Below are 13,594 nucleotides of genomic sequence, written 5' to 3' on the forward strand. Positions count from 1 at the left end.
ACGCCCCTCAGGCAAATATCTATTTGATAATTATTTGCATTTGACCGTCAACCCGGAACATCTCTTGTCACAGGTTTCTCCCCATACCACCGATTGCCTTATCCTTCTCCCATGAAGGCAAGACCGGCTTGCAAAAGATCGATGAAAGGATCGGGATGAAATTTCTCTGCGCTTCAGACACCCTCGCCAACAATAGCAGCCGCGGCTTCGAGCTGGACGGCAGCGCATTGCTGGCCGTGCGTCGTGACGGTCGGGTGTATGTCTATCGCAATCGCTGCCCGCATCGCGGCATTGCCCTGGAGTGGCGGCCCGACCAGTTTCTGGATGCCAGCGCCAGCCTGATCCAGTGCGCCACCCACGGCGCCCTGTTCCTGATCGAAAGCGGCGAATGCGTGGCCGGGCCCTGCACCGGGCAATCGCTGACGGCGCTGGACTGCCGGGAAGACGCCGAGGGCGTCTGGGTCCGCGCCTAGAACAGCACCGGCAGGCGCCGATCCACGCGGATTTCCTCGGCACTGAGGCTGACCCCATAGGCAAGCACCTCGACGCCCGCCGCCACCGCCTCCCGCAGTGCCTGGGCGTAGGCCGGGTCGATTTCCCGGGCCGGACGCACCGCCTCGATCCCCGTCAGGTTCACGCAGTACAGTTGCACCGCCCGCACGCCCTCACGCGCCAGGGTGGCCAATTCACGCAGGTGCTTGGCCCCGCGCTGGGTCACCGCATCCGGAAACGCCGCCACCGCGCTGTCGTCAAACCCGAGGGTGACGCTTTTCACCTCGACGAACGCCGGCCCCGCCGGATAGTCCAGGCGAAAATCGATCCGGCTGTTTTCCTGGCCGTAGGCGACCTCGCGCTTCAACCCGGTGAAGCCGGCAAGCTCGCTGATCAGCCCGGCACGCAGGGCCTCCTCGATCAACGGATTGGCCCGCGCGGTGTTGATGCACGCCAGCCGGCCCTGGGGCGTCTCGCCGATTTCCCAGGTGCCGGGCAGCTTGCGCCTCGGATCGTTGGAACGGCTGAACCAGACCAGCCCACCTTCGACCATACAATTGAGCATCGAGCCGGTGTTCGGGCAGTGGATGGTCAGAAATTCACCGCTGACGGTCTCGATGTCCGCCAGGAAGCGCTTGTAGCGCCTGATCAGCCGCCCCTCTTCGAGTGCAGGAGAAAAACGCATCAGCCTTGCCAGCTCCGCAGGCCACGGGCAATCCGCTCCACCGCTTCCTGCAGGCGCGGCAGGCTTTGGGTGTAGGCGAACCGCACATGCCGGCCGGCCAGGTGATGACCGAAATCCAGGCCCGGGGTGAACGCCACGTGCTCAGTCTCCAGGAAATGTTTGCAGAACGCGAAGGCATCACCGCCGAACGCGCTGACATCCGCGTAGAGGTAGAACGCCCCTTCAGGCTCCACCGCGATGCCGAAACCCAACTCGCGCAACGCCGGCAGGAGGAAGTCCCGGCGACGGGCGAACTCGGCCCGACGCTCCTCGAGAATGCTCAGGGTCTGCGGTTCGAAACACGCCAGGGCAGCATGCTGGGCCATGCTCGGAGCGCTGATGTAGAGGTTCTGGGCCAGTTTCTCCAACTCGGCCACGGCCTGCGGTGGCGCCACCAGCCAACCCAGGCGCCAACCGGTCATGCCGAAATATTTGGAAAAGCTATTCAGGACAAAGGCACCGTCGTCGACTTCCAGCACGCTGGCGGCGTCGCAGCCATAGGTCAGCCCATGGTAGATCTCGTCGACCACCAAGTGACCGCCATGGGCCGTGACCGCTTTCGACAGCCCCGCCAACTCGTCACGGCTCAGCAGGGTTCCGGTCGGGTTCGCCGGGGAAGCGACCAGGGCGCCGACGCTGTCAGGGTTCCAGTGCCGGTCCACCAGTTCGGCGGTCAGCTGGTAGCGGACATCCGGCCCCACCGGCACCAACTGGGCGGCACCTTCCACCAGGCGCAGGAAGTGGCGATTGCACGGGTAACCCGGATCGGCCAGCAGCCAGTGCTTGCCCGGGTCGACCAGCAGGCTGCTGGCCAGCAGCAGCGCCCCGGAGCCGCCGGGGGTGACCAGGATGCGCTGCGGATCGATGTCCAGGCCGTAGCGCTGCCGGTAGAACCCGGCGATCGACTCGCGCAGTTGCGGCAGGCCGCGGGCGGCGGTGTAGCTGGTCTTGCCCGCCGCCAGGGCCGCCTGGCCGGCCCGGATGATCGGCTCGGCGGTGGTGAAATCCGGCTCACCGATTTCCAGATGGATCACGTCGTGCCCGGCGGCCTGCAGCTCGTTGGCGCGCGCCAGCAGGGCCATCACGTGGAACGGTTCGATCGCGCGACTGCGCGCACTGTAGAGCTGAGCCATTGGCCTTCCTTGCATTCGGGTGGGCAAAATCGCTTTGGGCAAAGCCTGATCTTACCCGAGCGCAGCCCGCCGGGAACCTTTAAAAGATCGCCGAAGTCCATGAATACCGGTAACGAAGCATTCCGACATCATGGCCAGGATTGACTAAAATGAATGATCAGTGATCCCTTCCCGCCAGGCTCGACAACCGGGAGTAGCGCGCCCCGATTTGATCTGGTAAGTTCGCCCGCTTGCAGCCGCAGGGCCGGCAGGTGTCGGTAACGTTTCAATCCTGCGCAATGGATTAGAAGAGTAGAGGCGGTCCATTACATGCCCACCCAAGCAAAGCAGCAAAACATCCAGTCGATCAGCGGCTTCGAACCCTACGTTGAAAGCCAGGGCGAGGAGTACATGGGTGAGCCCATGCGCAAGCACTTCACCAAGATCCTGCAGAAGTGGAAGCAGGACCTGATGCAGGAAGTCGACCGCACCGTTGATCACATGAAAGATGAAGCAGCCAACTTTCCTGATCCCGCCGACCGAGCCAGCCAGGAAGAGGAATTCAGCCTCGAACTGCGCGCCCGCGACCGCGAACGCAAACTGATCAAGAAGATCGACAAGACCCTGCAGCTCATCGAGGACGAAGAGTACGGCTGGTGCGAATCCTGTGGCGTCGAGATCGGTATCCGCCGTCTGGAAGCCCGTCCGACCGCCGACATGTGCGTCGACTGCAAGACCCTTGCAGAAATCAAGGAAAAACAGGTCGGCAAGTAAACGTCGCCGGACTGAACGAACGGAGCGTGCGAACGCTCCGTTTTCGTTTCTGCGTCTACTGGCACCACCCGCGGACTCTCCAGTACCCTGCCCGTCATGACTGCCCTTACCGCTTCTCCCGCCTACATCGGGCGCTTCGCCCCGACGCCCAGTGGGCACCTGCACTTCGGCTCGCTGGTCGCGGCGCTGGCCTCCTACCTGGACGCCCGCGCGGTCGGCGGCCGCTGGCTGCTGCGCATGGAAGACCTCGACCCTCCGCGGGAAGAGCCCGGTGCCCAGGCGGCGATTCTCGACGCCCTGGAGCGCTACGGTTTCGAGTGGGACGGCGAACTGATCCGCCAGAGCGAGCGCCATGACGCCTACGCCCAGGTGCTCGAACGCCTGTTCAGCCAGGGCCTGGCCTACGCCTGCACCTGCTCGCGCAAGGAACTGGAGGCCTACCACGGCATCTACCCGGGCCTGTGCCGCAACCTCGGCCATGCCCGCGAGAACGCCGCCATCCGCCTGCGGGTCCCGGAACTCGGCTACAGCTTCCAGGACCGGGTCCAGGGCGAGTTCCGCCAGCACCTGGGCCGCGAGGCCGGCGACTTCGTGATCCGCCGCCGCGACGGCCTCTACGCCTACCAACTGGCGGTGGTCCTCGACGACGCCTGGCAGGGTGTCACCGATATCGTGCGCGGTGCCGACCTGCTCGACTCGACGCCGCGCCAGCTCTACCTGCAGGAACTGCTCGGGTTGCCGCAACCGCGCTACCTGCATGTGCCACTGATCATCCAGCCCAATGGCAACAAGCTCGGCAAGTCCTACCGTTCACCGCCGCTGACCGGCGACCAGGCCACCCCCTTGCTGCTGCGTGCCCTGCGCACCCTGGGCCAGCAACCACCGGCCGAACTGCAACAGGCCACCCCGCGGGAAGTGCTCGACTGGGGAATTGGCCATTGGGATGCCACACTGATTCCCAGGGTCGCGACCCTGGCCGAGGCGCAATTGCACTGACGCCCCTTGCAGGTTGGCGCCCATCCGTTACCATCGCCGCACGTTTTCGGGCACGTCACAAAAAAGAGAGGCCAGGATGTACATCTATCGTTTGGTCCTGCTCCTGGTCGTCGGGATCTACCTGTTCTCGCCAGCGATCATGGATTGGTGGATCGACGCGACAGGCGCCTGGTATCGGCCTTACCTGCTCTGGCTGATCCTGATCGTCGTGACCTTCATCCTGCAGAGCCAAAAAGATGCCGATGAGCTTTAGCCTGACCCAGATGTTGCTGGTCAGCGCCGCGTACCTGCTGGCGCTGTTCGGCGTGGCCTGGATCAGTGAACGGGGTGTGATCCCGCGCTCGATCATTCGCCACCCGCTGACCTACACCCTGTCGCTGGGCGTCTACGCCAGCGCCTGGGCGTTCTATGGCACGGTGGGCTTGGCCTACCAGTACGGCTACGGCTTCCTCTCCAGCTACCTCGGCGTCTCCGGCGCGTTCCTGCTGGCGCCGGTGCTGCTCTACCCGATCCTGAAGATTACCCGCACCTACCAGTTGTCCTCGCTGGCCGACCTGTTTGCCTTTCGCTTTCGCAGCACCTGGGCCGGGGCGCTGACCACAGTGTTCATGCTGGTCGGCGTCTTGCCGCTGCTGGCCCTGCAGATCCAGGCGGTGGCCGACTCCATCGGCATCCTCACCCGCGAGCCGGTGCAGCACCGCGTGGCCCTGAGCTTCTGCGCACTGGTCACGCTGTTCACCATCTTCTTCGGCTCGCGGCACATCGCCACCCGGGAAAAACACCAGGGCCTGGTGTTCGCGATCGCCTTCGAGTCGGTGATCAAGCTGGTGGCCATCGGCGGGGTCGGCCTCTACGCCCTCTATGGCGTATTCGACGGCCCGCAGCAACTGGAGCTGTGGCTGCTGCAGAACCAGACCGCCCTCGCCGCCCTGCACACGCCGCTGCAGGAAGGCCCCTGGCGCACCCTGCTGCTGGTGTTCTTCGCCTCGGCCATCGTCATGCCGCACATGTATCACATGGCCTTCACCGAGAACCTCAACCCGCGCTCGCTGGTCAGCGCCAGTTGGGGCCTGCCGCTGTTCCTGCTGCTGATGAGCCTGGCGGTGCCGCTGATTCTCTGGGCCGGCCTGAAGCTCGGCGCCACCACCAACCCGGAATACTTCACCCTCGGCATCGGCATCGCCGCCAACAACCCGGCCCTGGCCCTGCTGGCCTATGTCGGCGGACTCTCGGCGGCCACCGGGCTGATCATCGTCACCACCCTGGCCCTCTCCGGCATGGCCCTCAACCACCTGGTGCTGCCGCTCTACCAGCCACCGGCCGAAGGCAATATCTACCGCTGGCTGAAGTGGACCCGCCGTGCCCTGATCGTCGCGATCATCATGGCCGGCTACGGCTTCTACCTGCTGCTGGGCGCCGAGCAGGACCTGGCCAACCTGGGCATCGTCGCCTTCGTCGCCACCCTGCAGTTCCTGCCCGGCGTGCTCTCGGTGCTGTACTGGCCGACCGCCAATCGCCGCGGCTTCATCGCCGGCCTGCTGGCCGGGGTGCTGGTGTGGGTGGTGACCATGATGTTGCCGTTGATCGGCAATCTGCAGGGTTTCTATATTCCATTACTGAACATGATCTACGTGCTGGACGACACCAGTTGGCATATGGCGGCCATTGCCTCGCTGGCGGCCAACGTGCTGATGTTCACCCTGGTCTCCCTGTTCAGCAACGCCAGCGCCGAGGAAGCCAGTGCCGCCGAGGCCTGCGCGGTCGACAACGTCCGCCGCCCGCAACGCCGCGAACTGCATGCCGCCTCGCCCCAGGAATTCGCCACGCAACTGGCCAAGCCGCTGGGGGCCAAGGCTGCGCAGAAGGAAGTCGAGCAGGCCCTGCGTGATCTCTACCTGCCCTTCGACGAACGCCGCCCCTACGCCCTGCGCCGCCTGCGCGACCGCATCGAGGCCAACCTCTCCGGCCTGATGGGGCCGAGCGTGGCCCAGGACATGGTCGAGACCTTCCTGCCCTACAAGGCCGGCGGCGAAAGCTACGTGACCGAGGATATCCACTTCATCGAGAGCCGCCTCGAGGATTACCACTCGCGCCTGACCGGCCTCGCCGCCGAACTCGATGCCCTGCGCCGCTACCACCGCCAGACCCTGCAGGAACTGCCGATGGGCGTCTGCTCGCTGGCCAAGGACCAGGAAATCCTGATGTGGAACAGGGCCATGGAAGAACTGACCGGCGTCGCCGCGCAACGGGTGGTCGGCTCGCGTCTGCCGACCCTGGGTGAGCCCTGGCGAGAATTGTTACAAGGTTTTATCGACCTGCCGGACGAACACCTGCACAAGCAGCGCCTGGCCCTTGACGGCCAGACCCGCTGGCTGAACCTGCACAAGGCGGCGATCGACGAACCGCTGGCCCCCGGCAACAGCGGGCTGGTGCTGCTGGTCGAGGACCTGACCGAAACGCAGATGCTCGAGGACAAACTGGTGCACTCCGAGCGCCTGGCGAGCATCGGCCGCCTGGCGGCCGGGGTCGCCCATGAAATCGGCAACCCGATCACCGGTATCGCCTGCCTGGCGCAGAACCTGCGCGAGGAGCGCGAGGAAGATGGCGAGATCACCGAAATCAGCGGGCAGATCCTCGAACAGACCAAGCGCGTATCGCGCATCGTCCAGTCGCTGATGAGCTTCGCCCATGCCGGCAGCCACCAGCACAACGACGAAGCGGTGTGCCTGGCCGAGGTCGCGCAGGATGCCATTGGTCTGCTGGCCCTGAACCGGCGCAATTTCGAAGTACAGTTCTTCAACCTCTGCGACCCGGACCATTATGTCGAGGGCGACCCGCAGCGCCTGGCGCAGGTGCTGATCAACCTGCTGTCCAACGCCCGTGACGCGTCGCCCGCCGGCAGCGCGGTACGGGTCAAGAGCGAGGCCTTCGAACATACCGTCGATCTGATCGTCGAAGATGAAGGCAGCGGTATTCCGAAGAACATCATGGACCGATTGTTCGAACCCTTCTTCACCACCAAGGATCCTGGCGAAGGTACCGGACTGGGCCTTGCACTGGTCTATTCCATCGTTGAAGAGCATTATGGACAAATCACCATCGACAGCCCGGCTGACACCGAAAGCCAACGTGGCACCCGTATACGGATAACCCTGCCCCGTCATGTCGAAGCGACGTCCGCTGTGAACTGAGACCGTCGAGAGAACCGAATCAATGCCGCACATTTTGATCGTCGAAGACGAAACCATCATCCGCTCCGCGCTGCGCCGCCTGCTGGAGCGCAATCAGTACCAGGTCAGCGAGGCCGGCTCGGTACAGGAAGCCCAGGAACGCTTCAGCATCCCCTCGTTCGACCTGATCGTCAGCGACCTGCGCCTGCCCGGCGCACCGGGCACCGAACTGATCAAGCTCGGCCAGGGCACCCCGGTACTGATCATGACCAGCTACGCCAGCCTGCGCTCGGCCGTCGATTCGATGAAGATGGGCGCGGTGGACTACATCGCCAAGCCGTTCGACCACGACGAAATGTTGCAGGCCGTCGCGCGCATCCTGCGTGATCGCCAGAACGGCCAGGCCGCCCCCGCCGAGCGCAGTGCGCCCAAGAGTGGCGGCGCGGCGGAGAAATCCCTGGGCGGCAACAGCAACGGCGAGATCGGCATCATCGGCTCCTGCCCGCCAATGCAGGATCTCTACGGCAAGATCCGCAAGGTCGCGCCCACCGACTCCAACGTGCTGATCCAGGGCGAGTCGGGCACCGGCAAGGAGCTGGTGGCCCGCGCCCTGCACAACCTGTCCAAGCGGGCCAAGGCGCCGATGATCTCGGTCAACTGCGCGGCCATTCCGGAAACCCTGATCGAGTCCGAGCTGTTCGGCCACGAGAAAGGCGCATTCACCGGTGCCAGCGCCGGTCGCGCCGGCCTGGTAGAGGCTGCCGACGGCGGCACGCTGTTCCTCGACGAGATCGGCGAATTGCCACTGGAGGCCCAGGCCCGCCTGTTGCGCGTACTGCAGGAAGGCGAGATCCGCCGGGTCGGCTCGGTGCAGTCGCAGAAGGTCGATGTGCGCCTGATCGCCGCGACCCACCGCGACCTCAAGAGCCTGGCCAAGATCGGCCAGTTCCGCGAAGACCTGTATTACCGCCTGCACGTGATTGCACTGAAGTTGCCGGCCCTGCGCGAACGCGGTGCAGACGTCAACGAGATCGCCAACGCCTTCCTCGCCCGCCAGAGCGCGCGGATCGGCCGCAACGACCTCAAGTTCGCCGCGGACGCCGAACAGGCCATCCGCCACTATTCCTGGCCGGGTAACGTCCGGGAACTGGAGAACGCGGTCGAGCGCGCGGTGATCCTCTGCGAGAACCCGGAAATCTCCGCCGACCTGCTGGGCATCGACATCGAGCTGGGCGACCTGGAGGAAGAGGAATTCATCGGTCTCACGCCGGCGCCGAGCAACCCGGCCAATACCAGTCATGAGCCGACCGAGGACCTGTCGCTGGAAGACTACTTCCAGCACTTCGTCCTCGAGCACCAGGACCACATGACCGAGACCGAGTTGGCGCGCAAGCTCGGGGTCAGCCGCAAGTGCCTGTGGGAGCGCCGCCAGCGCCTGGGCATTCCACGGCGTAAAACCGGAGCGACCAGCGAAAGCTGAGTGGGGAGCCAGCCCCACAGGTAACACCCTCCTCTGTGAAAAAACTGTTACCTCAGATTTTTCACGTAACAAAAGCCGGGTCTATCGGTAACGAAAGCCCGGCTTTTTTTCGGCCATGAAAAACTGGAAAACCCTCGAAACCCCCGGTTTTGCTGGGGTTTGCAAAAGTTGGCACGGCACCTGCTATATGTCTGACACAAGAACAATAACAAGCAACGTACAAGACAATAAAAATAAGACGAATCGACTCACGCATAACAAAAACAACACGGCGGAGGCGCAGCTAACTGATTCTTTTGGAGAGGCGTTGTATTTGGGGCTTGCCCCACGACCAGGCCGAGAACAACAAAAACTGCACTTGACGCAGAGCCTGAACTGGTTGGATCCACGGATCACCACAACACAGCGACCAAAACAATCCGTTTGCTCTTATCTCCCGATTGGGAGATGTCACAGGCAAGAAGACCTGCGACACAGGGCAATCACAAAAACAAGAAGCCCGCGACCATAATAAAAAGAGCACACAACTACTTCTGGGGGAGCCTCGAGCTCCCCTTGTAGTTTCCGCAACATCCTTCCCGCCCCTGTTTCAGCCCCGCGCCACAAGGCCTCAAGCCACCTTGGGCTCTCGTCCCGCAGCGTCCTACACCATCCCTCGACTAAATGCTAGAATCCCCGCCCATCATGCGGCCATTATCCGTGCTCGCCGAATATTCCTTCAAACAGTGCATCCCATGCTGAAGAAGCTGTTCCAGTCATTCCGTTCTCCCTTGCGTCGAACGCAACACAAGCGCAGTACCCCTGAAGTGCTCAACAGCAGCCAGCATTCGCTGCAAAAGGCCCAATTCAGCCGGTATGCGGTGAATATCGTCGAACGCCTGCAGAACGCCGGCTACCAGGCCTACCTGGTCGGCGGATGCGTGCGCGACATGCTGCTGGGTATCACGCCCAAGGACTTCGACGTCGCCACCAGCGCCACGCCGGAACAGATCCGTGCCGAGTTTCGCAACGCCCGTATCATCGGACGCCGGTTCAAGCTGGTGCACATTCATTTCGGCCGGGAAATCATCGAGGTCGCGACCTTCCGCGCCAACCATCCGCAGGATGAAGACGAGGAAGACAGCAACCAGTCCTCCCGCAACGAAAGCGGGCGCATCCTGCGCGACAACGTCTACGGCACCCTCGAAGACGACGCCCAGCGCCGTGACTTCACGATCAATGCCCTGTACTACGACCCGGTCAGCGAGCGCATCCTCGACTACGCCAATGGCGTGCACGATATCCGCAACCGACTGATCCGCCTGATCGGCGACCCGATCCGCCGCTACCAGGAAGACCCGGTACGGATGCTGCGGGCCGTACGTTTCGCCGCCAAGCTCGACTTCGGCATCGAACGCCATACCGTCACCCCGATCCGCGACCTGGCGCCGCTGCTGCGCGAGATCCCGTCGGCGCGGCTGTTCGAGGAGGTACTCAAGCTGTTCCTCTCCGGCCATGCCGCCGACACCTTCGAGATGCTGGTCGACCTGAACCTGTTCGAGCCCCTGTTCCCGGCCAGTTTCGAGGCGCTGGAAAACAATCCGACCTACACCCACACACTGATCAGCCAGGCGCTGATCAACACCGACCTGCGCATCAAGCAGAACAAGCCGGTGACCCCGGCGTTCCTGTTCGCCGCGCTGCTGTGGCCGGCCCTGCCGGCGCGGGTGCTGCGCCTGCAATCACGCGGCATGCCGCCGATTCCGGCGATGCAGGAAGCCGCCCACGAACTGATCAGCGAACAGTGCCAGCGCATTGCGATCCCCAAGCGGTTCACCCTGCCGATCCGCGAGATCTGGGACATGCAGGAACGCCTGCCACGTCGCAGCGGCAAGCGCGCCGACCAGTTGCTGGACAACCCGCGCTTCCGCGCCGGCTACGACTTCCTGCTGCTGCGCGAAACCGCCGGCGAGCAGACCGATGGCCTGGGCGACTGGTGGACCGACTATCAGGACGCCACCGATGCCGGCCGCCGCGACATGATCCGCGACCTCAGCGGCAAGGAAGAGAGCAGCGGTGCGCCCCGCAAGCGGCGGCGCAGCAGCGCCGGCAAACGCAAGCGCACCGCCGGTTCGGAAGAGTGACGTGATGGAACGCATCTACATCGGCCTGGGCAGCAACCTGGCGGACCCGGCGGAGCAATTGCGCAACGCGGTACAGGCCCTGGCCCAACTGCCGGACAGCGAACTGGCCGGCGTTTCCGCGTTCTACCAGAGCGACTCGCTGCTTCCCGGCCAACCGCGCTACACCAACGCGGTCGCGGCCCTCGACAGCCGCCTGGCGCCCCTGGACCTGCTCGACGCCCTGCAGCGCATCGAACTCGACCAGGGCCGCGAGCGCCACGAGCGCTGGGGCCCGCGCACGCTGGACCTGGACATCCTGCTGTTCGGTGACCGCCTGATCGACGAACCGCGGCTGAAAGTCCCGCACTACCACATGCAGGCGCGCCCGTTCGTGCTGTATCCGTTGGCGGAACTGGCTCCGGCCGACCTGCAACTGGCCGATGGCCGCAGCCTGCAGAACCTGCTCGCCGAATGCCCGTTCGTCGGCCTGGAGCGCCTGGCCCAGTAATCCCCCTCCCTGTAGTAGCCGGGCTTGCCCGCGAACCGCCAAGGGCGGCCATCCGCCGAGATGTTCGCAGCCTGCCCAGGCATAGGCGGCGCCAGCGAGGGGCCTTCGCGGGCAAGCCCGGCTCCTACAGGCCGCGTTTCAACCAGCACCCCGAATTTCATCAACACAGGGTTGCGTTTTTTTTTCGGCAACACTGCTGAATCGCATCAGTCAGAGCGGTAACACTTGTGCCGTAACATCGCGGTAACACACACGATTGACTTCCCCAGTCCTCCTCACGACTATAGGCGTCCCATTGCCGCCCCTGCGGCGTTAAAGGGCGCAATCCAGGCTTTATAAGCACGACAGAAGAACGTGCGCCTGTATAAATGACGAATCACGCGCGTTACTCGCAGTAATTTGCACGGCGCCTGAAGAGGACTTTTTCATGCCAGACATTACCCTGACCACCTTGCAAGGCCTCAAGCAGAAAGGTGAGAAAATCACCATGCTGACCTGCTATGACGCCACCTTCGCCCATGCCAGCTGTGAAGCCGGCGTAGAGGTGCTGCTGATTGGCGATTCGCTGGGCATGGTTTCCCAAGGGCATGACAGCACACTGCCAGTGACGGTGGCCGAAGTCGCCTACCACACCGCCAGCGTCAAGCGCGGCAACCAGGGCGCCTTCATCGTCGCCGACCTGCCGTTCATGGCCTACGCCACCGTCGAACAGACCCTGCACAACAGTGCCCAACTGATGCAGGCCGGCGCCAACATGGTCAAGGTCGAGGGCGCCGCCTGGCTGGCCGAGTCCATTCGCCTGCTGGCCGAGCGCGGTGTGCCGGTGTGTGCGCACATGGGGCTGACCCCGCAGTCGGTGAACATCTTCGGCGGCTACAAGGTCCAGGGCCGCGGCGAAGCCCAGGCGCGACAGATGCGCGCCGACGCCATTGCCCTGGAACAGGCCGGCGCCGCGATGATCCTGCTCGAATGCGTACCGAGCGACCTCGCCGCGGAAATCACCCAGGCGGTCAAGGTACCGGTCATCGGCATCGGTGCCGGCAGTGCGACCGACGGCCAGGTGCTGGTGCTGCACGATATGCTCGGCCTTTCCATCAGCGGCCGCGTGCCCAAGTTCGTCAAGAACTTCATGGCCGGCCAGACCAGCATCCAGGCCGCCATCGGCGCCTACGTGAGCGAAGTCAAGGCAGTCACCTTCCCTGGAACCGAACACGGGTTTTCGGCATGAACACAGTAAAGACCGTCCGTGAACTGCGGGCCGCCGTCGCGCGCGCCCGCAGCGAAGGCAAACGCATCGGCTTCGTGCCGACCATGGGCAACCTGCACGCCGGCCACGCCGCGCTGGTGACCAAGGCCGCACAACGGGTGGACTTCGTGGTGGCGAGCATCTTCGTCAACCCGCTGCAGTTCGGCGCCAACGAAGACCTCGACAAGTACCCGCGCACCCTCGCCGCCGACCAGGAAAAACTGCTGGAAGCCGGCTGCCACCTGCTGTTCGCGCCAACGGTGGAAGAGATGTACCCCGACGGCATGGCCGGCCAGACCCGGGTCAGCGTCCCGCAATTGTCCCAAGGCCTGTGCGGCGCCAGCCGCCCCGGGCACTTCGAAGGCGTGGCGACCGTGGTCAGCAAGCTGTTCAACATGGTCCAGCCGGATCTGGCCGTGTTCGGCCAGAAGGACTTCCAGCAACTGGCGGTGATTCGCGCGCTGGTCCACGACCTGAACATGCCGATCCAGATCATCGGCGAGCCGACGGTGCGTGCCGCCGATGGCCTGGCGCTGTCCTCGCGCAACGGTTTCCTCAGTGAAACGGAGCGTGCCACCGCCCCGGCCCTGTATCGCAGCCTGAGCCAGATCGCCACGGCCATCGAGCAGGGCGAGCGCGATTATCCGAAGCTGCTCGCCGAGCAGACCCGGCTGATCGAGGCCGCCGGTTTTCGGGTGGACTACCTGGAAATCCGCCACGCCCTGAACCTGCGCACCGCCACCGCACAGGATCGCGACCTGGTGATTCTGGTTGCGGCGTTCCTCGGTACCACCCGCCTGATCGACAACCTGCACCTGAACCTCGACACCCCGGCCTGAGCAGCGATTGCCCGAGCCCCAGGCTTCGGGCAAACTGCCGCCGCACCTGGACTTCCATACGACCTCGGAACTGTTCGCCCACCCACCGGAAAACCCGGGGAGTGCGAAAAAGTACCGGGAAAAGGTCAGACAAAGCCAAGACAGACGCCAG

The 13,594-nt window shown here is 64.1% G+C and carries 12 protein-coding genes; 10 read left to right on the forward strand and 2 right to left on the reverse strand.

Annotated elements, in window-relative coordinates:
* Positions 1 to 155 precede the first annotated feature (155 nt).
* Positions 156 to 473 carry a Rieske (2Fe-2S) protein gene (locus tag PF66_RS08805; RefSeq protein WP_054062550.1) on the forward strand — a complete coding sequence of 106 codons (318 nt, stop codon included), beginning with the start codon at positions 156 to 158 and terminating at the stop codon, positions 471 to 473.
* Here PF66_RS08805 and sfsA read toward each other — a convergent pair.
* Positions 470 to 1,177, reverse strand: coding sequence for a DNA/RNA nuclease SfsA (sfsA, locus tag PF66_RS08810; RefSeq protein ID WP_054062482.1), 708 nt, complete (start codon positions 1,175 to 1,177; stop codon positions 470 to 472). The two genes, PF66_RS08805 and sfsA, sit on opposite strands and share 4 nt — an antisense overlap.
* The gene (locus tag PF66_RS08815; RefSeq protein ID WP_054062483.1) at positions 1,177 to 2,349 is read right to left on the reverse strand and encodes a pyridoxal phosphate-dependent aminotransferase; all 1,173 of its coding nucleotides are present in this window, start codon (positions 2,347 to 2,349) and stop codon (positions 1,177 to 1,179) included. Before PF66_RS08815 ends, sfsA begins: the two co-directional genes overlap by 1 nt.
* Positions 2,350 to 2,658: 309 nt before the next feature.
* On the opposite strand from PF66_RS08815, the gene dksA reads away from it, so the two are divergent.
* The 9 genes from dksA to panC all read left to right on the forward strand — a co-directional run bounded on the left by dksA (position 2,659) and on the right by panC (position 13,443).
* A complete protein-coding gene (gene dksA, locus PF66_RS08820; protein WP_017904154.1) occupies positions 2,659 to 3,102 on the forward strand; it encodes an RNA polymerase-binding protein DksA in 444 nt (147 codons plus the stop codon).
* Between the two features lie 96 nt (positions 3,103 to 3,198).
* Entirely contained in the window at positions 3,199 to 4,098 is a 900-nt protein-coding gene (gluQRS, locus tag PF66_RS08825; RefSeq protein ID WP_054062484.1) for a tRNA glutamyl-Q(34) synthetase GluQRS, read from the forward strand.
* A gap of 76 nt (positions 4,099 to 4,174) precedes the next feature.
* Entirely contained in the window at positions 4,175 to 4,351 is a 177-nt protein-coding gene (locus tag PF66_RS32650) for a hypothetical protein (protein ID WP_003176118.1), read from the forward strand.
* Positions 4,335 to 7,289 (forward strand): sensor histidine kinase, encoded by a 2,955-nt coding sequence (locus tag PF66_RS08835; protein WP_162491334.1) that lies wholly within the window; start codon positions 4,335 to 4,337, stop codon positions 7,287 to 7,289. The genes PF66_RS32650 and PF66_RS08835 overlap by 17 nt, the downstream gene beginning before the upstream one ends.
* A 22-nt stretch (positions 7,290 to 7,311) precedes the next feature.
* Complete coding sequence (locus PF66_RS08840; RefSeq protein ID WP_054058239.1) at positions 7,312 to 8,748, forward strand: sigma-54-dependent transcriptional regulator; 1,437 nt, start codon at positions 7,312 to 7,314, stop codon at positions 8,746 to 8,748.
* A gap of 734 nt (positions 8,749 to 9,482) precedes the next feature.
* A complete protein-coding gene (locus PF66_RS08845; RefSeq protein WP_054062485.1) occupies positions 9,483 to 10,871 on the forward strand; it encodes a polynucleotide adenylyltransferase PcnB in 1,389 nt (462 codons plus the stop codon).
* A gap of 4 nt (positions 10,872 to 10,875) precedes the next feature.
* Positions 10,876 to 11,358, forward strand: coding sequence for a 2-amino-4-hydroxy-6-hydroxymethyldihydropteridine diphosphokinase (folK, locus tag PF66_RS08850; RefSeq protein WP_054062486.1), 483 nt, complete (start codon positions 10,876 to 10,878; stop codon positions 11,356 to 11,358).
* Positions 11,359 to 11,785: 427 nt separating this feature from the next.
* Positions 11,786 to 12,586, forward strand: a complete 801-nt coding sequence (panB, locus tag PF66_RS08855; RefSeq protein WP_054058241.1) for a 3-methyl-2-oxobutanoate hydroxymethyltransferase — start codon at positions 11,786 to 11,788, stop codon at positions 12,584 to 12,586.
* On the forward strand, positions 12,583 to 13,443 hold the full coding sequence (gene panC / locus PF66_RS08860; protein WP_054058242.1) for a pantoate--beta-alanine ligase: 861 nt from the start codon (positions 12,583 to 12,585) through the stop codon (positions 13,441 to 13,443). The genes panB and panC overlap by 4 nt, the downstream gene beginning before the upstream one ends.
* Positions 13,444 to 13,594 lie beyond the last annotated feature (151 nt).

This window comes from Pseudomonas asplenii, assembly GCF_001293465.1.
In the GTDB taxonomy this organism is placed as follows: domain Bacteria; phylum Pseudomonadota; class Gammaproteobacteria; order Pseudomonadales; family Pseudomonadaceae; genus Aquipseudomonas; species Aquipseudomonas fuscovaginae_B.